Source organism: Mycobacterium lentiflavum, assembly GCF_022374895.2.
Lineage (GTDB): Bacteria > Actinomycetota > Actinomycetes > Mycobacteriales > Mycobacteriaceae > Mycobacterium > Mycobacterium lentiflavum.
Genome location: NZ_CP092423.2, coordinates 1,089,793 through 1,107,439 on the forward strand (window position 1 = coordinate 1,089,793; position 17,647 = coordinate 1,107,439).

At 65.1% G+C, this 17,647-nt stretch carries 18 protein-coding genes and 2 pseudogenes; 9 read left to right on the top strand and 11 right to left on the bottom strand.

What is annotated here, in order from left to right:
• Positions 1-36 precede the first annotated feature (36 nt).
• Positions 37-1,659: a chaperonin GroEL gene (gene groL, locus MJO58_RS05375; RefSeq protein ID WP_239722210.1), complete on the top strand. Its 1,623-nt coding sequence runs from the start codon at positions 37-39 to the stop codon at positions 1,657-1,659.
• A gap of 248 nt (positions 1,660-1,907) precedes the next feature.
• Positions 1,908-2,507 (top strand): hypothetical protein, encoded by a 600-nt coding sequence (locus MJO58_RS05380; RefSeq protein WP_090608498.1) that lies wholly within the window; start codon positions 1,908-1,910, stop codon positions 2,505-2,507.
• Between the two features lie 34 nt (positions 2,508-2,541).
• On the opposite strand, the pseudogene MJO58_RS28895 reads toward MJO58_RS05380, so the two are convergent.
• Both MJO58_RS28895 and MJO58_RS05385 read right to left on the bottom strand, forming a co-directional pair.
• A pseudogene (locus tag MJO58_RS28895) lies at positions 2,542-2,637 on the bottom strand (hydrogenase); the annotation flags it as partial.
• 20 nt (positions 2,638-2,657) lie between these two features.
• Complete coding sequence (locus MJO58_RS05385) at positions 2,658-3,452, bottom strand: TetR family transcriptional regulator (RefSeq protein WP_239722211.1); 795 nt, start codon at positions 3,450-3,452, stop codon at positions 2,658-2,660.
• A 78-nt stretch (positions 3,453-3,530) separates the two neighbouring features.
• On the opposite strand from MJO58_RS05385, the gene MJO58_RS05390 reads away from it, so the two are divergent.
• From MJO58_RS05390 to MJO58_RS05405, 4 genes are read left to right on the top strand one after another with little or no spacing between them, the layout of a single operon-like run.
• A complete protein-coding gene (locus MJO58_RS05390) occupies positions 3,531-4,739 on the top strand; it encodes an FAD-dependent oxidoreductase (protein ID WP_259608745.1) in 1,209 nt (402 codons plus the stop codon).
• Between the two features lie 36 nt (positions 4,740-4,775).
• Positions 4,776-5,756, top strand: coding sequence for a methylenetetrahydrofolate reductase C-terminal domain-containing protein (locus tag MJO58_RS05395; protein ID WP_259608746.1), 981 nt, complete (start codon positions 4,776-4,778; stop codon positions 5,754-5,756).
• On the top strand, positions 5,753-6,508 hold the full coding sequence (locus MJO58_RS05400; RefSeq protein WP_239722212.1) for a class I SAM-dependent methyltransferase: 756 nt from the start codon (positions 5,753-5,755) through the stop codon (positions 6,506-6,508). Before MJO58_RS05395 ends, MJO58_RS05400 begins: the two co-directional genes overlap by 4 nt.
• Positions 6,509-6,561: 53 nt before the next feature.
• Positions 6,562-7,479, top strand: a complete 918-nt coding sequence (locus MJO58_RS05405; protein ID WP_239722213.1) for an LLM class F420-dependent oxidoreductase — start codon at positions 6,562-6,564, stop codon at positions 7,477-7,479.
• 79 nt (positions 7,480-7,558) lie between these two features.
• Here the strand turns inward: MJO58_RS05405 and MJO58_RS05410 are convergent, their stop codons facing one another.
• From MJO58_RS05410 to MJO58_RS05450, 9 genes are all read right to left on the bottom strand, one after another.
• Positions 7,559-8,284 (bottom strand): superoxide dismutase family protein, encoded by a 726-nt coding sequence (locus MJO58_RS05410; protein WP_239722214.1) that lies wholly within the window; start codon positions 8,282-8,284, stop codon positions 7,559-7,561.
• 90 nt (positions 8,285-8,374) lie between these two features.
• The gene (locus MJO58_RS05415) at positions 8,375-8,833 is read right to left on the bottom strand and encodes an OsmC family protein (protein WP_090600582.1); all 459 of its coding nucleotides are present in this window, start codon (positions 8,831-8,833) and stop codon (positions 8,375-8,377) included.
• An 88-nt stretch (positions 8,834-8,921) separates the two neighbouring features.
• The gene (locus tag MJO58_RS05420) at positions 8,922-10,112 is read right to left on the bottom strand and encodes an acyl-CoA dehydrogenase family protein (RefSeq protein WP_239722215.1); all 1,191 of its coding nucleotides are present in this window, start codon (positions 10,110-10,112) and stop codon (positions 8,922-8,924) included.
• A 48-nt stretch (positions 10,113-10,160) separates the two neighbouring features.
• Positions 10,161-10,901, bottom strand: a complete 741-nt coding sequence (locus MJO58_RS05425; protein ID WP_090600584.1) for an SDR family oxidoreductase — start codon at positions 10,899-10,901, stop codon at positions 10,161-10,163.
• A complete protein-coding gene (locus tag MJO58_RS05430) occupies positions 10,894-11,715 on the bottom strand; it encodes an MBL fold metallo-hydrolase (RefSeq protein WP_239722216.1) in 822 nt (273 codons plus the stop codon). The genes MJO58_RS05425 and MJO58_RS05430 overlap by 8 nt, the downstream gene beginning before the upstream one ends.
• Positions 11,716-11,766: 51 nt before the next feature.
• Positions 11,767-12,771 carry a GlxA family transcriptional regulator gene (locus MJO58_RS05435; protein WP_239722217.1) on the bottom strand — a complete coding sequence of 335 codons (1,005 nt, stop codon included), beginning with the start codon at positions 12,769-12,771 and terminating at the stop codon, positions 11,767-11,769.
• Between the two features lie 193 nt (positions 12,772-12,964).
• The gene (locus MJO58_RS05440) at positions 12,965-13,984 is read right to left on the bottom strand and encodes a GlxA family transcriptional regulator (RefSeq protein WP_239722218.1); all 1,020 of its coding nucleotides are present in this window, start codon (positions 13,982-13,984) and stop codon (positions 12,965-12,967) included.
• Between the two features lie 57 nt (positions 13,985-14,041).
• Positions 14,042-14,515, bottom strand: coding sequence for a nitroreductase/quinone reductase family protein (locus MJO58_RS05445; protein WP_239723174.1), 474 nt, complete (start codon positions 14,513-14,515; stop codon positions 14,042-14,044).
• 280 nt (positions 14,516-14,795) lie between these two features.
• Positions 14,796-15,104, bottom strand: a complete 309-nt coding sequence (locus MJO58_RS05450; protein WP_036466967.1) for a WhiB family transcriptional regulator — start codon at positions 15,102-15,104, stop codon at positions 14,796-14,798.
• A gap of 356 nt (positions 15,105-15,460) precedes the next feature.
• Between MJO58_RS05450 and MJO58_RS05455 the strand changes: the two genes are divergently transcribed.
• From MJO58_RS05455 to MJO58_RS05465, 3 genes and pseudogenes are all read left to right on the top strand, one after another.
• The gene (locus MJO58_RS05455; protein ID WP_239722219.1) at positions 15,461-16,276 is read left to right on the top strand and encodes a hypothetical protein; all 816 of its coding nucleotides are present in this window, start codon (positions 15,461-15,463) and stop codon (positions 16,274-16,276) included.
• Between the two features lie 80 nt (positions 16,277-16,356).
• Positions 16,357-16,932: a sigma-70 family RNA polymerase sigma factor gene (locus MJO58_RS05460; RefSeq protein ID WP_207768468.1), complete on the top strand. Its 576-nt coding sequence runs from the start codon at positions 16,357-16,359 to the stop codon at positions 16,930-16,932.
• A pseudogene (locus MJO58_RS05465) lies at positions 16,925-17,629 on the top strand (anti-sigma-D factor RsdA); the annotation flags it as partial. The gene MJO58_RS05460 and the pseudogene MJO58_RS05465, both read left to right, overlap by 8 nt.
• Positions 17,630-17,647 lie beyond the last annotated feature (18 nt).

A 17,647-nucleotide genomic window follows, 5' to 3' on the forward strand; every position in this document is an offset into this window, starting at 1 on the left:
GTGATTTCCGGGGCGGCATGCGTTTAAAGGAGCCTGATGAGCAAGCTAATTGAGTACGACGAAACCGCGCGTCGCGGCATCGAGGCGGGCGTGAACAAGCTCGCCGATGCGGTGCGCGTCACGCTGGGACCGCGCGGCCGGCACGTGGTGCTGGCCAAGGCGTTCGGCGGGCCCACCGTCACCAACGACGGTGTCACCGTCGCGCGTGAGATCGACCTGGAAGACCCGTTCGAGAACCTGGGTGCCCAGCTGGTGAAGTCGGTGGCCACCAAGACCAACGACGTCGCCGGTGACGGCACTACCACAGCGACCGTGCTGGCCCAAGCGCTGATCAAGGCTGGCCTGCGACAGGTCGCCGCGGGTGCAAACCCGATCTCGCTGGGCTCCGGCATCAGCAAGGCCGCCGACGCGGTGTCCGAGGCGCTGCTGGCCGCGGCCATCCCGGTGTCGGGCAAGGAGGGTATCGCCCAGGTAGCGACCGTCTCCTCGCGCGACGAGGTGATCGGCGAGTTGGTCGGCGAGGCGATGAGCAAGGTCGGCACCGACGGCGTCGTCAGCGTCGAAGAATCGTCGACGCTGAATACCGAGCTGGAGTTCACTGAGGGCGTCGGCTTCGACAAGGGTTTCCTGTCGGCGTACTTCGTCACCGACTTCGACTCTCAGGAGGCCGTGCTCGACGACCCGCTGATCCTGCTGCACCAGGAGAAGATCAGCTCGCTGCCCGACCTGCTGCCGATGCTGGAGAAAGTGGCCGAATCGGGCAAGCCGCTGCTGATCATCGCCGAGGACATCGAGGGTGAGGCACTGGCAACGCTGGTGGTGAACTCGATTCGCAAGACGCTCAAGGCGGTTGCGGTCAAATCACCGTTCTTCGGCGACCGACGCAAGGCCTTCCTCGAGGATCTGGCGATCGTGACGGGCGGCCAGGTCGTCAATCCCGACGCCGGTCTGGTGCTGCGCGAGGTGGGCGCCGATGTGCTGGGCTCGGCCCGGCGGGTGGTGGTCAGCAAGGACGACACCATCATCGTCGAGGGCGGCGGCGCGAAGGACGTGGTGGAAAAGCGCGTCAAGCAGCTGCGTGCCGAGATCGAGAACAGCGATTCCGAATGGGATCGCGAAAAACTCCAGGAGCGGGTGGCCAAGCTGGCCGGCGGCGTGGCCGTGATCAAGGTGGGAGCTGCTACCGAGACCGCGCTCAAGGAACGTAAGGAAAGCGTCGAGGACGCGGTCGCGGCAGCCAAGGCGGCTGTCGAGGAGGGCATCGTCACGGGCGGCGGATCGGCGCTCATCCAGGCCGGCAAGGTGTTGGAGAAGCTGCGTAAATCGCTGGAAGGCGACGAGGCCACGGGCGTCGACGTTTTCGCCGACGCTCTCACCGCGCCGCTGTTCTGGATCGCTTCCAACGCCGGGCTCGACGGTGCGGTCGCGATCAGCAAGGTTCGCGAGCTGCCCGCGGGGCACGGATTGAACGCCGCCACGCTGGAGTACGGCGACCTGGTTGCCGACGGTGTCATCGACCCCGTCAAGGTCACCCGGTCGGCGGTGCTGAACGCGGCGTCGGTTGCCCGCATGGTGCTGACCACCGAGACGGCGATCGTCGAGAAGCCGGCTGAGGAGGCGGACGACCACGGCCACGGCCACGGTCATCACCATCACTGAGTGAGTTTGTGCGCAGCACCCCCGGTCGTTTGGCCGGGGGTGTTTCGTGTTCGACGTCAGCGCGCCGGTTGCTAGGCTGGCCGCACCATGACGTGGGGGGCACGAGGGTGAACTATCCGCAGCAGTGGCCGCCGCCGCAACCACCGCAGTACCCGCAGCAATGGCCGCCGCCCTACCCGCAGCCTTATCCGCCCCCGCCCAACCCGCCGCCGCCCGCGCCGCGTAAGACCAATCGCGCACTGATCGTCGTGCTTTCGATCGCCGCGATCGTCCTGCTCGTACCCGCGGCGATCATCGGGTTTTTCGTGGTCCGCGATATTGCCCGCGACGGGCGCGGCGAAAGTAGGAAGGCCGCCTCCATCACGGACTTCAATGCGGTATGCGATGGCGGGTCGATCAGCAACGCCGCCACCTACGCGAAGCCGTACCAGATCGTCGCGTTCGCACCAGACGACGAGCCGAACCCGATGCGCGAAATGACAGACACTCACTGGAGTGAAGTGTTGCTCGACTCCCGTGCCGATTATCGGGCGAATCCCGACGACTTCCGGTCGGTGAATGTTGTTGCCTGCCTTACCCGCAAGTCTGAGACCGAGGTTAAGTCACTTACCTGCGACTTCAAAACTGACACGGGCGAACACGTGAGCGTCGACTACTACGCCGTCCAGTACAACATCGAACTTCGCGAGGCGAAGACGGGCAAGCAGATCGAACAACTGGGAACAGTCGACGGTCCCGCGGCCAGCTGCCCCTTCCTGTTATGGGTCAACAAACGCGAGCGGAAAGCCTACGCGGGACCGGATCATGCGGCGGTCGACGCCAAGCTCGCTGAATTCGCGCACGGTTAACAGGCCCGGGGCATGCAGTCCCTTGCATCCGGTGTCAGAGGCCGGCGATGACGATGCCCACGCCCACGACAATTGCCACCGACAGGGAAACCAACAACAAGCTGACAACCGCTTCCTTTGCCGCTGAGGGCCCGTGGTGGGCCGCGCGCGTTAGTCGGGCGCGACCGCGCGCACGAAGTTCTCCGCGAATACGTCGCAAACCGTGTCGACCTCAGGCATCGACCACCCGAGGACATTCGGCAACAACGGCCGAGTGAGCATGTGAATCATGATGGGGCCCAACAGTTGTTGGGCCACCAGTGGTAGGGGCAGGTCGCGGATACGCCCGGCACTGATCTCTGCTCCGAACCAGCCGCCGAGAACGGCGAGCAGGCGCGGTGGACCGTAGGCCGCAAGTGTTTGCACGGCCGGACTGGTGGGCCGCGCGAAGGCTTCGGCGAAAATCGCCGGGGCGACGCGGGGTTCGCGGCTCAGCGCATTCGACACCGTTCGGTAGAAGCCGCGCACCGTCTCGAGCAAGTCATCGCTGGGACGCGCCAGGTATTCCTCGATGTCCAGGATCGGGCTGTGCTGTTCGAAGACCGCTCGCATCAACTCGTCGCGTCCACCGAAAACCGCGTGCAGGCTGTAGACCGAGCAATCGGCGCGGGCGGCGACAGCTTCCAATGTTGCTGCGGCAAGGCCGAATTCGCTGATCAATGCTGCGGCGGCCGCCACCGCCCGGGTGCGAACCGGGGGTAAGCCGCCGGGGTCGACTCCGGCCGCACGCACGGCGTCATTCAGGGCGGTGCGGGATCCGTCGAAGCGCCGCAACAGGGTGCTGCGGGATATCCCCGCCTCCGCGGCGATCATCGCGACGGGAACGTCGGCCACATCCTTGCCCAGCTTTTCGGCGGCGCGTAGTGCGGCCGCCACCACGTCGGGTGTTTCAACCGATCGCGCCATATCGCCTCCCTGGTTCCTTGATACATTACTTGATGTATGCTGCAATAGTATTCCAAACCGGACGAGGAGTCGTGAAGCATGACGAAAGTTCTGCAGACCCAGGTATGTGTCGCCGGGGGCGGACCCGCCGGCATGGTGCACGCTCTGCTGCTCGCCCGCGCCGGCATCCCGGTGGTGGTCTTGGAAAAGCACAACGATTTCCTGCGTGACTTCCGTGGCGACACCGTGCACCCAAGCACCCTGCGGATCATGGACGAGTTGGGGTTCATCGACGATTTCTTGACGCTGCCACACACCAAGATCGACCGTCTGGCCTTCGACACCGGTGGCTCGATTCGCACGTTAGGCGACTTCAAGGTACTCAAACGGCTCGGCTTCAAACAGCCCTACATCGCGATGATGCCGCAGTGGGACTTTCTCGACTTTCTCGCCGAAAAGGCTTCTGCCTATCCGGAATTCACCTTGGTCCGCAACGCGGAGGTCAACGACCTGATCTTCGACGGCGACCGGGTGATTGGCGTGCGCACGCCGGATCTGGAAGTGCGGGCTGAGTTGGTGATCGCCGCCGACGGGCGCAAGTCCGCGGTGCGCGCCGCCGCGGGACTGCAGACCGCGCAGGCGCACTCCCCGATGGATGTGCTGTGGTTCCGGCTGAAGTGGCGTCCCGGCGATCCCCGGGAGCTGTTCGGCGTCGCCCGTAAGGGCCTGATGATGGCCATGATCTACCGGGGCGACTATTGGCAGGTCGCCTACCTCATGCCGAAGGGGGCCAGCCCGCGCGGTGGATCGCTGGAGGAGTTCAAGGAAAAGATCGTCACCGCGCAACCGCGGCTGCGTGCGCACGTCAACGATCTGACCTCGTGGGACGACACCAGCGAGCTCGACGTGCGGGTAGACCGGCTGCAGACGTGGTGGCGCACCGGGCTGCTGTGCATCGGCGATGCCGCGCATGCCATGTCACCGGCCGGTGGGGTCGGCATCAACCTTGCGGTGGCCGACGCGGTCGCCGCGGCCAACATCCTGTGTGCTCCGCTGCGCGAAGGCCGGCTGAACGACACCGACCTGGCCAAAGTGCAGCGGCGCCGCGAGCTGCCCACCCGGATCATCCAGGCAGCTCAGGTGTTCGTGCAGGACCGGGTGGTCGCGCCCAATTTGAGCGGTGACCTGTCGCCGATCCAGATTCCGAAGATCGTCGGATGGGGCCCGCTGCAAGCGCTTCCGCCGATTTTTGTCGGCCGCGGTTTCCGCCCCGAGCATGTCCGCACTCCCAACGTACACGCTGCTTGACGCTTGCCGACGTCCGCGGCGGGGTACACGTCTGCGGTGACGTCGACGGAATCAGCCTGTCCGAAACGCATGGAGTTCGGGCCATGCGGCGGGGTGCGGCCCGACGGGCAGTGCGAAATGCGCCCCGGCGACTGCGCATTCGGCGATGTCGTACGGTGGTCGGGAGTGCAGCCTGCACCGCGACCCGTGCGCGCGCCACTGGTGTTGACCGACTTCAGCGCTACGCCGTTCGACCGCAACGACATCGCGGCGACGGCCGCCGTCCTTGCCTCCGGATGCGATGCCGTCCTGGTCGGTGAGCATCAGAACAAACCGGACTTCCCCCCAACGCTGATGGGCTCACTGTTGCTGGATGCCGGCGTCACGCCCTGGATCACGCTGTCATGTCGGGACCGCAACCGGGTCGTGCTCGAGCAGGAGCTCCGAGGGCTGCACACCCTCGGCGTGGAAACGGTGTTGTGTGTGACCGGAGACGGGCGCGGCTACGACGTGCGGCCGGACGTCACGCAGACCTTCGATCTCGACGGGCCGCGGCTGGTCGCGCTGGCCGCCTCGGTGGGGATGATCGCGGCGGTACCCGAAACGCCGACGGCGCCGCCCGTGCACGCCCGGCCCGATCGCTTGGTCCAGAAGCAGCGCGCGGGAGCGAGTTTGGCGGTGCTCAACCACGTTCCGTTCCCGAAGATGATCGACGAGTTCATGGTCGCGGCGACGTCGGCGGGCTTGTCCATCCCGGTGATCGCGGCGGTCGCGGTGTTCACCGACAGCGTGTCGGCAGCGGTGCTCCAGGGGCTGCCCGGACTCGAACTCGACCAGGCCGTCACCGAACAAGTGCTCGACGCCGCCGATCCGGTGGCGGCCGGGATCGCCGCGGCGGTCGAGGAGGCGCGCGCGCTGCTGTGCATCGAGGGTGTCGACGGCGTCAACGTCTCCGGTCTCGCATCGGCCTCGGGCGGCCGGGTAGGAGCCGAAATCAAAGCCGAGGTGGGTCGTCTGATCCTGGAGGAGGTGTCGTGACCGAGGCAATGGAGGCCGAGTTCGACACGGTTGCGGAATGGACGGCGCAAGTTGCGGTGGACCTCGGCACGCCGTATTACGTACCCGCGGGGTGCCGGGGCAGCGGCAGCCCGGCCGCCTTGGACTGGCTGATCGACCAGATGGGGCTGCAGCCCGGCGCGCGGTTATTGGACTCCGGCGCGGGCGTCGGGGGGCCCGCCGCGTATGCGGCGCAATCGTGTTCGGTGCACCCGGTGCTCGCAGAGCCGGCAGTGGGCGCCTGCCGCGCTGCCCGAAAGCTGTTCGGCTATCCGGTGGTCTGTGCGGATGGGGCCACGTTGCCGTGGCCGAACGAAACATTCGACGCCGCTTGGTCATTGGGGGTGTTGTGCACGACGCCGAATCAACTCGCGGTGCTCGAGGAACTACGTCGCAGCGTGCGGACCGGCGGCACTATCGGGTTGCTCGCGTTCGTCGCGCACCACGAGGATGCGTCCAATCAGCTTGAGGGGAACCACTTTCCGACGTCCGATAACCTGCTCGGCCTGATAGATAGATCCGGGCTGAAGGTCGAGCAGTGGACGGGGACTTCGAGTCTGCCCGCCATACCCCAGGAGTGGAATCGGCGCGTCGACACCGTCGAGAGGGCGCTCGGCGAGCGGTACGGGCACACCGAGGTGTGGCGGCTGGCCGAGCGTCAGAGTTCGGCCATCGGCGACCTGCTGGCCGACGGCAAGCTCACCGGCGAGCTGCTGGTGCTGCGCCGCGCCTAAGAATTCTGCCCAACCCGGAATGCGATGGGTCCCGGGGGCGGTTGTAAGAGGGCGTGACTATCAGACTTGGATTGCAGATCCCGAACTTCTCCTATGGCACGTCCGTCGCCGAGCTGTTTCCTGCGGTAAAGGCGCAGGCCGCCGAGGCCGAGGCCGCCGGATTCGACACTGCGCTGTTGATGGACCACTTCTATCAATTGCCCGGACTGGGTGAGCCCGACGAACCCATGCTGGAGGCTTATACCGCGCTGGGGGCGCTGGCCACGGCGACCGAGCGGGTGCAGCTCTCGACGCTTGTCACCGGAAACACCTATCGCAACCCGACCCTGCTGGCTAAGGCGATCACGACGCTCGACGTGGTCAGCGCGGGACGCGCCATCCTGGGTATCGGGGCGGGCTGGTTCGAACTGGAACACAGGCAGCTGGGATTCGACTTCGACACGTTCACGGAGCGCTTCGAAAAACTCGACGAAGCGCTGCAGATCATCGTGCCGATGCTGCACGGTGAGCGGCCGACCTTCGACGGGAAGTGGTATCACACCGAGAACGCGATCAACGAGCCCCGCTATCGCGACCACATCCCGGTCATGCTCGGCGGCAGCGGCGAGAAGAAGACGTTCCGATTGGCGGCCCGCTACGCCGACCACCTCAACCTGATCGCCGACATCGATGCCCTCCCAGGCAAGCTGGAGGTACTGCGGCAGCGCTGTGCCGAAATCGACCGGGATCCGGCAACTTTGGAGACCAGCACCCTGCTGACGGTGGTGCTCGGCGACGCGCCCGCCAACATCGGCGAGGCCCTTGGCGGCCGGGCGGTGATCGGCACTGCAGACCAGGTAGCCGATGAAATCAAACGCCGAGTGCTCGACGTGGGCGTGGACGGCGTGATCGTCAACCTTCCGACCCACGGCTACACGCCCGGCGTCATCACGAAGGTGGGCGAGGCGCTCCGGCCGCTGGTGGACGCCTAAGCATCCCGGGGGCGGACTAGGGCGAATTGCTAGGTCGCCCAACGGTAGTCGCACCTGCGCAACCGCCAATACGCCGTAATCAGGTGCCGGGCGGAAGGCTCGGCCGCGTCGCGGTGGTCGGCGTGAGCACCGTCGACGGCATGGTCGGGAGGCTGGTGACCGTGACGGTGCTGGTGCTGACGGAAGGCGGCGGCACGACGGCCGTCGTGGTCACCGTCGTCACACTGCTGGTCGTCGTGGTGGACGACGCGGACGGCGCGGCGATCACGCCGCAGGCCACCCGCTTGTTCGATTCATCGGGGGCCGGACTGCTCAAGTTGTCCGCGGCTTGGTGGACGATCAGCGCCGATCCCGCGCTGTTGCGCAGGTTCGCGGCGGTCAGCAAGTTCGTGGTGGTGACGAGCTTCGCCGAGCCGTCAGAGCGCACCTGCAACGCGGTGAGGTCGCCGCTGGCGGGAAAGCCCGTGTGATCCGGCGCCTGGTAAACGCTTCCCGCGGACGCGAACTCCGGTCCGTCGCACCTGCCCACCGCGTGGATCATCAGCGCGTGAAAGCCGGGGCTGAGCACCTGGTTGGGTCCGGCCTCCACGGTCACCGTGGCGTAGCCGTTGGCGAAGTCGATGGTCGCGGTGCCGACCTGCGTCCCGTCGGCGCTCTTCAACTGCGTGGTCATGTGCTCGGCGCCGGGCGGCGAGCTGGTGGACGACGACGTGCCGGCCTGGTTGCCCTGCTGGCTGGTGCAGGCCGCCAGCGCAGCGACGGTTGCAGTCAGCGCAGGGACGGCGAAGTATGCGCCCTTATTCATACGTCCGGCCTACCCACCCGAGCAGTTGTCGAAACGACGCCCTATCCGGCTCGAGGTTGGAGCAGGCAATTGACGCGCTGCTGACGCGGCCTAATCCCGTAGCGAGGTGGCGACCCGTATCTCGGAGGTCAGTGTCTGATGGACCGGGCAGCGTTCGGCCATGAGCAGCAACCGATCTCGTTGCGCGGTATCGAGGTCGCCGGTCAACTCGATCTCGCGATCGATGTGATCGATCCAGCCGGTCTTGGTTTCGCAGTCGGCGCAGTCTTGTGCATGGATACGCTGATGCCGCAACGTCACTTGAACTTTCTCTAGTGCCCAGCCCTTGCGATCGGCGTACATGCGCAGCGTCATCGAGGTGCACGAACCCAGCGCGGCCAGCAGCAGATCGTACGGGGTTGGGCCGGCGTCATTGCCGATCGGCTGCGGCTCGTCGGCGACGAGCCGGTGGCGTCCTGCGGTGATCCGCTGCGTATACGTTCCCGAACCGGCCTGCGTCACGGTCACCGTGCCCTCGGCGGCGTCCTGTTCCGACTCCTGTGTGGTCATACGACGGATCTTTGCACGGCTGTGGGGTGGACCTCAGGGTAATCCGATCGGGGACGGCCGCGGCCGCGAATGCCGCGAATTCCCCCGATCAAACGATGGGGCTCACTGACTCGCCTATGCCCAGAAGTGCCTTCCCGTAGATCTCTGCGCCGATCGCGGCGTTCAGCCCGGCATGGCGTGCGGCGGTGTTCGCATCGCGCCAAATACGTTGCAAGGGATTTTGTTTCGCGAATGACGCAGATCCGTGGACGTTCACGAGAATATTGATCGCGCTGATGACACACTGCGCCGCCATGCTACTTTGTGCCCGAAATGCTGCTCGCTCAATGTGTTTGGGCAGCGTATGGGCGTGCGCGGCGACCTGTGTTACCTGGGCTATGTCGCAAACATGGAGTCGCGCGGTGCGCAGCTTGAGTGCGGCGTCCGCGACCTGCAGTTGCACACCGATAGACTCGGACTGCCGATCGAAGATGGTGTAGCGTATTGCTTTGGCTTCCGCCTTCGCGGTGACCAACTCTAAAGCGGCCCGTCCCATGCCCAACAGCGGTCCAAGTATTCCCACCAGCGCGACCGGCGCGTAAGGCATGCGGTAGACCTCGTCGTCGTGGGGTGTTGGCGCGGCGCCGTCGATCAAGCTGGCAAGATTGAGCATTCGGCGTTCGGGAACAAAAACGTCATCGGCAACGAAGGTGTTGCTGCCAGTGCCGCACATGCCGACCGTCTCCCAGGTATGTTCCAGTGTCACCTCGTCAGCCGGTACCAGACACCAATACGGTGTGGCGGGCTGTTCTGGCGTATCTTGAAGCGTTGCAACGATTGCCGCCCAGTCGGCGTCGTCGGCGCCGGACGCGTAACTCCACCGTCCGCTTACCCGCAGCCCACCGTCGACACGTCGCGCCGGCACTTCGGTTGTGCCACCTGCGATTCGACTGTCTGGAGTGCCTCCGAAAACCTCCTGCTGACCGTCGTCTGAAAGGTGAGCTGCCATCCATGCTCCGGTCGCTGCGACGCCGACCACCCATGCGGCTGACCCGTCTGCGATGCCGAGTGCTTCGGTAACTGCGAGTACTGATTGCAAATCCGTTGGCGTCCCGCCAAATCTGATCGGCTTCATCAGGCGGAACAGACCCGACGCGGCGAGACTTTCGATCACTTCGGGCGTGAGGTGATTCCGCATCTCGCCGCTCGCCGCGTGATACCGGAGGAGATCCTGCAGCGCCTCTGCATGCGCGACCAACTGATTGTCGTTCTGCTCCATCGCCTGCTCACTTTTTGACATTGTTCGTCCTCCCCGGATGCTCTGCTGTGACGGTGGTGTCATTTCCCGTCACCATCGTTGGACGGTCGGGCGCACGACGACCTCGTTGATCGAAACCGAATCGGGCTGATCGATGGCGAAGGCGATGGCGTTGGCGACGGTGACCGATGGGATCGCGTCCGCATAGATTGCCTGTATCTCGTCCCGCTGACTGCCAGTTGTCTTGTCCTGCATGCCGGTAGCGACCGCGCCGGGCATGACCGTAGTCACCCGGATGCCGTGTCCAGCGAGTTCGGCGCGCAGTCCATCGCTGAAGGCACGCACCGCGAATTTGGAGGCGGAATGCGCCGCGCCGCCGGGAAATACGTTAAGCCCGTGGATCGAACCCAGCGTGATGAGGTGGCCAGAACGCTGCTTCAGGAATGTCGGGAGCACCGCGGCGATGCCCCACAGCACGCCCTTGAGATTCAGATCGATGCTGAGCTCCCACTCGTCCGTGCGCAGCTCCGTCACGGGGCTCATCAGCATGATCCCGGCCGCGTTGATCAGAACGTCGAGTCGGCCAAGGTCGTCGAACACCGCGTCGGCGACCTTTCGCACGTCATGGCGTAAACGGACATCGACCTGGTACGTCCGCACGATATGCCCCTGTGACGCAAGATATTCAGCGGCGGCATCGAGCTGTTGCGGGTCGATGTCGGCAAGCGCGACGCACGCTCCGCGGGCTGCCAGCGCTGTGGCTGTCGCCCGGCCGATACCTCCGGCTCCACCGAAAATTAGCGTGCGCTTTCCCGCGACGCCGTCAGGCACGACTGACCGATATCAGAGTCACGACGCCGGGCGTTATCACGCGCAGTCTGTCCAGCAACCCGCGCCGGGCGAACGCCTTCGAAATGAGGACGGCGTCCTCGGTGAGGTGTTGCCAGCCGTCGACATGCATCGGGATCACCACCGGCGAATCGAGGATTTCGGCGGCGCGGGATGCCTGGTCGGCACTCATGGTGAGGTAGGCGTCCATCAACGGGCTGCGGGCCCGTCCCGCGAACAGCACGGCGATGTCGATCGGACCCGCATGATCGACGACATCGCGCACCACGTTCAGGGAGGCGTTGTCACCGCTGATGTAGATGGTCGGCAGTCCGTCACCCGACAGGACGAAACCGCGAACCTCACCGGTCAAATGCTCGGTGCCTGCGGGGCCGTGCTGCGCGGGCACACCGGTGACCGTCAAGTCGCGGCGATCGGGTCGCACCATCCGGTGATGCCGCCAGGGCGGCAGCTCGCGCACGGTGCCGCCGAGTCGTTGAGCCGCGGCCGCCGTGCTCAGCACCAGCGGCATCCGTTCGAGTAGTTTGCGACCCGCTCGATCAAGATTGTCCGGGTGCTGGTCGTGGGATAGCAGCACGGCGTCGATGGCGCCCACACGTCCGACGGGCACAGCGGGATGACTAGTTTTGACCAAGTTTCGCTCGCCGACCGGATGATCACCGGGCGGGTCGAAGGTCGGATCGGTCAATAGCCTCCACCCGCCTAATTCCAGAATCGCGGTTGGCCCGCCGATCATTTGAATTGTCGTCGTGGCACTCGACAACGCCGAAGCCGCATCGGTTTTCGATATGGTCATAGCGCCATGATGCGGCGCCGACGGCCCGGCGATGAGCACCTCTGAGGCTAGCTATCGATCGATTTCGGCCAATCGGCTCGCAGCTCTGGCTGCTGTGGTGCGCCCATGTTGCTTGCGGTAGTGCATCGGGCTGACACCGAGGTGGCGATAGAACTGACGCCGAAGCGACAACGGGTTCTTGAAACCAGACCGTCTTGCGATGTCCTCGATGGGGTCACCGCTTTCTTCCAACAACCGCTGAGCGCGAAACACCCGCTGCCAGACCAACCACTGCATGGCGGGCATTCCCGCGAGGTCGCGAAAATGCCGATCAAAGGTGCGTCGGCTCAGTCCCGCCTTACGAGCTAACTCATCGACGCCGAACGGCTCGGCGATATGGTCCATGGCGAACGTCATCACCTGCGCGACGGCTGAGGACGAACCGGTCTTCGACGGGGCGAGGTAGCGGAGCTGGGGGCGGGTGCCAACTCGGCGCGGAGCCATGATCATCCGTTGCGAGATCACCGTGACGGCGTTCTGATCCCAGATGCGCTCGATCACGTGCAGGCAGGCGTCCAACGCGGCTCCGGTACCTGCCGCGGTGACTATGTCGCCGTCGTCGGAGAACAATGCTTCGCCGTCGACTCTGATCTCTGGATACATCGCCGCCAACGTCGGCGTGTGAAACCAGTGCATGACGGCGCGCCTTCCGTCGAGTAGGCCCGTAGCTGCCAAAACGAAGCCTCCCAGGCAGAAGCTGACGATGGTTGCTCCGTCGGCGTGCGCGGCGCGGATTGCGGCCAAGGCCGGCTCAGGCGGACGCTCGGCGGGATCGCGCCAGCTGGGCAGGACAACGATGGAGGCTTCGCTGAGAGCATCGAGGTCAAACGGCGCCTCGACGATGAGTCCGCCCGTCGTCGTCAAGAGGCCCTTCTCGCCTGCGATCACGAGCAACCGGAATGCGGGCACTCCGGCGTCGGTGTGGTCTGCGCCGAACACATTCAACGGAACCGCTGTCTCGAACATTGGAGCCCGGTCGAAAAGCACGACGGCGATTGCGTTCGCATCCCGAGCCATCGCCAACCCCTCCCTCGACATTTCTTCCGGACGCCGTGCTGCTGCGCCACGCGCCATTGCCAGGGTGCACCGCTGCGATCCGAGGAGCAAGTGGACGCTCGTGATAGCGGAGGCCGACACAGGATGAGCTCGAATAATGCTGTGCGACAACCGCAATCGATGCCCTTGGTGGCCGTCCATTCGTCGGTTGCCCTTAGTCGGCACCTTCACGACGAAGGCTCTGCGACCGGTCGTCGCGCGTGCGGCTGCGAAAGCCGGATCGGTAAGCCTGGGGACTCAGTCCCACCACGCGGCGGAACACGGGTCGTAGCGATACGGCGTTGGATAGTCCAATGTGGTGCGCGATCGCGTCGACGGTGAGATCCGTTTCCTCGAGCAGGTGTTGAGCGCGGAACACGCGCTGATGCAGTACCCATTGGACCGGAGAAAGCCCGGTGGCCTCACGGAAGCGACGATCGAAGGTGCGACGACTTAAATCGAATTGCGTTGCCAGATCATCGATATCCAACTGGCGGTCCAGATTGCGAACGACGTACTCCATTATTTCGCTCAACCGAGCACGGTCGCCGCCGGCAAGGATCGCATCGGGAATCAGTTGCGTTTGCGCGCCGGACCGCTGCGGGGGACTCGCCATACGATCGGCTATGGCCGTGGCGGCTTTGACGCCCCAAAATCGAGCCACGATGTGTAGGCAGGCGTCCAACCCGGCGGTACCTCCGGCGCTGGTCACGACATCGCCGTCGTCGACGTACAGCACCGCGGGGTCGACTCGTACCGTGGGGTAGCGGGCCGCCAACTCGGCTGTATGCCGCCAGTGTGTCACGGCGCGACGGCCGTGGAGCAGTCCGGCGGCCGCAAGCGCGAAGGTGCCCATGCATAGCCCCACCACAATGGCTCCGTCGGCGTGGGCATTGCGGATGGCTTCCACCGTTCGTTCCAGCTGCGCTTCGTCTGCTTCATGGTCTGTTTCGTGCCACGTGGGAACGATGACAATCCCGGCGGTGTCCAGATCTCGCAAGCCATATTCCGCGCGGATCTTGACGCCGCCGGTGCTGATCACCGGACGCCGGTCCGCGGCAATCGGCAGCAGCGAGAATTTCGGCGCCCCGCTGTCGGAGCGGTCCATCCCGAACACACTGATCGGGACCGACATCTCGAATAGGGATGCACCGCTGAACATCAGCACCGCGACATTGGTTGTGCTGCGTGGCATGAGACCTCCACACTCCACTATGTCCGTCGGCTGCAGTGGCCGATGTCGTTGCCTGCTTCATCGTAGGTCGATACGGTTGTGCGCTCGGCTGCTGCTTTCCGGCGTAAGCGCTAGCACGGGTACGTATCGATTCTTCTCGCGTGCTACAGCGCGGTATTTGCCGTATGGCCCGGGCGCATCCGCCGCGCGCTGGAACAGGCGGTCGCGCTCGGCCCCAAGGATCTCTTCGGCCACGAATCGTCCTTGCAAGCGGTGTCCGTAGACTTCGACCTTTGTGTTCACTTTCATGTTGTAGTACCAAGACGGATTGCGCTGGGCGCCAAAGTTTGTCGCGATCAAGATGATGCGCCCGCGGTCCGTGAAATACACCAACGCACTGGTGCGCGTTCGGCCCGACCTGGCTCCGGTGTGGGTGACGAGCACCGCAGGAAACGGCCACACAGACGACAGACGTCCCGCGGTGATCCGGAGAAGTCGGGGGTCTAGCCGATTACCGATATCGCGAATGAAACGAAGACCCAGAGGAGTCATCGCTATTCTGCCGACGACTCGATGGGCGACGGAGTGCCCGGGGCTGACGATGGGGATGGGCGTGGTGTCGGAACCCCCATCAGGCTCGCGAGGGATGTCCCGCGCTTGCGGAGTTGACGTGGCAGGCGATTGCTGAGGGGGCAGGGGTGAGCTGTAGTCCACGCCACGAGTGTGCGCAGCAGTCGCCGGCTAGGAAAGCACTGTGAACGCCGTTCTGCGCTCGAATCCGGCCACGCCTCAGCGTAATCCGATCAGAGATCGCTGCGGCGCGGACCTTCGATCAGGCCGAGCGGCGGATGCCGCGATTGCGGCCGATGTCGCCCTTGAGCAGCATGTCGCGTTCGGATTCGGACAGGCCGCCCCAAACCCCGTACGGCTCACCGACATCGAGTGCGTGCGAGCGGCACTGCTGGATCACCGGGCATTGCCGGCACATCTCCTTGGCGCGCTGCTCACGCTGCATGCGGGCCCGGCCACGCTCCCCGTCGGGGTGAAAGAACATCGAGGAGTCGACGCCGCGGCACAGTCCTTGCAGCTGCCAGCTCCAAATGTCCGCGTTGGGCCCAGGTAGCTGCTCCGGCTGTGGCATGGCTAGTTCCCTCCTGCACGGCGCACCCACGGGGGGTTGGGTTCGCAAAAGTGAGTGTGCAACTGATTTAAGGGTGGCGTCACCGATGACTACCCGTCATTGCTAGAACTTAGGTGGGGCGGTGAATTTACGTCAATAGGCCCTTAGTGTGACAAAGTATATAGAGGTTGGAGGAGAATTAACTCTGCGTTCATCAGCCACGCATTTGGCGTAGGAGAACGGTGCTACCAGGGACTTGATCAAACCGAGATTTCCCAGCTCAGGGCGCAGGGGCGGCTACAAGCCATTTATTACAGAGATGATCGTGATTAACATTTCAGTAACACCAGCAGCACGAACTGTTTACTACTATCACCGTGATTGAAACTGGTCACACTTCGATCAGTGCGCCGGCGCTGGCCGCGGCCGCTTTCGGTGACCAGCCGGCCCGCTGGCCGCTGCCGACGGCGAGGACCCCGAGCGAACTCTGGTTGCGGGCCGTCGCGGCCGGCGGGCAGGGTCGCTACGGCAGCGCCGACCGAGACCTGGCGGTGTTACGCCGCGACCTGGTGTCGGGCCCGCTGCTCTCGCTGGCGCACAGCACCCAGGGATCGTTTCTGCGCCAACTCGGTTGGCACGCGCGGGCTCGGGGCTGGGACGGCCGAGCGCTCGCGCTGGCCGGCACCGATCCCGAAGCCCGCGCCGATGCGCTGATCGGACTGGCGGCCGACGCATTGGGCGTCGGCCGTTTCGCTGCGGCGGCGACATTGTTGGCTCGCGCGGACGCGGAGCTGACGGCGGGCGTGCCGGACCGGCTGCCGGTGCGCCGGCGCTGGGTGGGCGCCGAGTTGGCGATGGCCCGCGGCGACGGCGCGGTCGCGGTCGGTTATGCGGAGGAGGCCGTCGAGCTCGCCCAAGCCATGGAGCGACCCTCGGAGCGGCACCGAGTCAAAAGCGACGTGGTGCTCGCCGCCGCGCTGTGTAGCGCCGGCGAGATCGACCGCGCCCGTGCCGTGGCCGACGCCGCGCTGGACGCCACCGGCCGTCTGGGCCTGATACCGCTTCGTTGGGCCTCGGCTTGCTTGCTGTTCGATATCCAAAGCGTCACGATTTCTGGGCCGAAATTGGCCGAAATTAGGGATATCTGCGCAGGCCAGGTGCGGCGCGCCGGTGGAACCTGGCCTTCCGGCTGAAACGGCTTTCGGCCGTTATTGTCATTGCGAGAGTTAGCCCGCGATGTGCCTCGTTTGTAACGTTGGAGATACCGCCGTCGATGACAATTCAAGCGGAACGTCTCGACGCTGTGGTTGCCGAAGCCGTAGCGGGAGACGGAAACGCCCTACGGGAGGTGCTGGAGACCATCCGTCCGATTGTGGTGCGATATTGCAGGGCGCGAGTCGGCACAGTCGAGCGGGGTGGCCTGACAGCCGACGATGTGGCTCAGGAGGTGTGCTTGGCGACTCTGACCGCCCTGCCGCGCTACCGCGATCGAGGACGTCCCTTTCTGGCCTTTCTGTACGGCATTGCGGCGCACAAGGTGGCCGACGCCCATCGCGCCGCCGGCCGCGATCTCGCCTACCCTTCCGAATCCGTTCCCGAGCGCTGGTCGTCCGAGGCGGGCCCCGAGCAGCGGGCCCTCGAAGCCGATTCGGTCAGCCGCATGAATGAATTACTCGAGATCCTGCCCGCCAAGCAGCGCGAGATCCTGATTCTTCGCGTCGTCGTCGGTCTGTCTGCCGAAGAGACCGCTGCCGCCGTGGGCGCAACACCAGGAGCCGTCCGGGTAGCTCAGCACCGAGCTTTGTCGCGGCTCAAATCCGAGATGGTTGCGGCGGGGGACTATGCCTGAATTTTGGCCTGAATCTGGTTTTACGGACCGACCGGGGCTCGACGAGTTGACCCGGAGCGATCTGCTCCTCGACGCACTCGCCGAACGTGCGCCGATCGATGTCGACGATCCCAACGAGGACGCGCTCACCGCACTGCTGGGGGATTGGCGCGACGACCTGCGGTGGCCACCCGCCAGCGCCCTGGTTTCGCCGGAGGAGGCCGTCGGCGCGCTGCGCGCCGGAATGGTCGAGCAGCGACGTAGCCGGCGCGGCCTGGCGACGATCGGCTCGGTGGCGGCGACGTTGATCGCCCTCAGCGGTTTCGGCGCCATGGTCGTCGAGGCGCGTCCCGGTGGATCGCTCTACGGCCTGCACTCGATGTTCTTCGACGAGCCGCGAAGCAACCAGAACCAGATCATGTTGTCCGCCAAGGCCGATTTGGCGAAGGTGCAGCAACTGATCGACAAGGGGCAATGGACCCAGGCCGAGAATCAGCTCGCGGAAGTCAGCAGCACCGTTGCGTCGATGAACGACAGTGCGGGCCGCAAGGAATTGTTGGACGAGATCGATCTGCTCAACGCGAAAGTCGATTCGCGCGATCCGAACGCGACGCTCCCGCCCGCCGCGCCGACGCCGAACTCCGTGGTGCTACCGGCGCCGCAGGCCCCAAAGGCAATCAGCCCGAGCACAACCCCTTCGGTGCCCCGTAAATCGCCCTAACCGGGCAGCGCGATC

Excerpts from the sequence above, each read along its gene's own strand:
- MJO58_RS05445 (WP_239723174.1), bottom strand. The coding sequence starts at position 14,515 with ATGACTCCTCTGGGTCTTCGTTTCATTCGCGATATCGGTAATCGGCTA.
- MJO58_RS05390 (WP_259608745.1), top strand. The coding sequence starts at position 3,531 with ATGACGAAAGTTCTGCAGACCCAGGTATGTGTCGCCGGGGGCGGACCC.
- MJO58_RS05385 (WP_239722211.1), bottom strand. The coding sequence starts at position 3,452 with ATGGCGCGATCGGTTGAAACACCCGACGTGGTGGCGGCCGCACTACGC.
- MJO58_RS05410 (WP_239722214.1), bottom strand. The coding sequence starts at position 8,284 with ATGAATAAGGGCGCATACTTCGCCGTCCCTGCGCTGACTGCAACCGTC.
- MJO58_RS05450 (WP_036466967.1), bottom strand. The coding sequence starts at position 15,104 with ATGCCACAGCCGGAGCAGCTACCTGGGCCCAACGCGGACATTTGGAGC.
- MJO58_RS05440 (WP_239722218.1), bottom strand. The coding sequence starts at position 13,984 with ATGCCACGCAGCACAACCAATGTCGCGGTGCTGATGTTCAGCGGTGCA.
- MJO58_RS05420 (WP_239722215.1), bottom strand. The coding sequence starts at position 10,112 with ATGTCAAAAAGTGAGCAGGCGATGGAGCAGAACGACAATCAGTTGGTC.
- MJO58_RS05415 (WP_090600582.1), bottom strand. The coding sequence starts at position 8,833 with ATGACCACACAGGAGTCGGAACAGGACGCCGCCGAGGGCACGGTGACC.
- groL (WP_239722210.1), top strand. The coding sequence starts at position 37 with ATGAGCAAGCTAATTGAGTACGACGAAACCGCGCGTCGCGGCATCGAG.
- MJO58_RS05435 (WP_239722217.1), bottom strand. The coding sequence starts at position 12,771 with ATGGCTCGGGATGCGAACGCAATCGCCGTCGTGCTTTTCGACCGGGCT.
- MJO58_RS05460 (WP_207768468.1), top strand. The coding sequence starts at position 16,357 with ATGACAATTCAAGCGGAACGTCTCGACGCTGTGGTTGCCGAAGCCGTA.
- MJO58_RS05430 (WP_239722216.1), bottom strand. The coding sequence starts at position 11,715 with ATGACCATATCGAAAACCGATGCGGCTTCGGCGTTGTCGAGTGCCACG.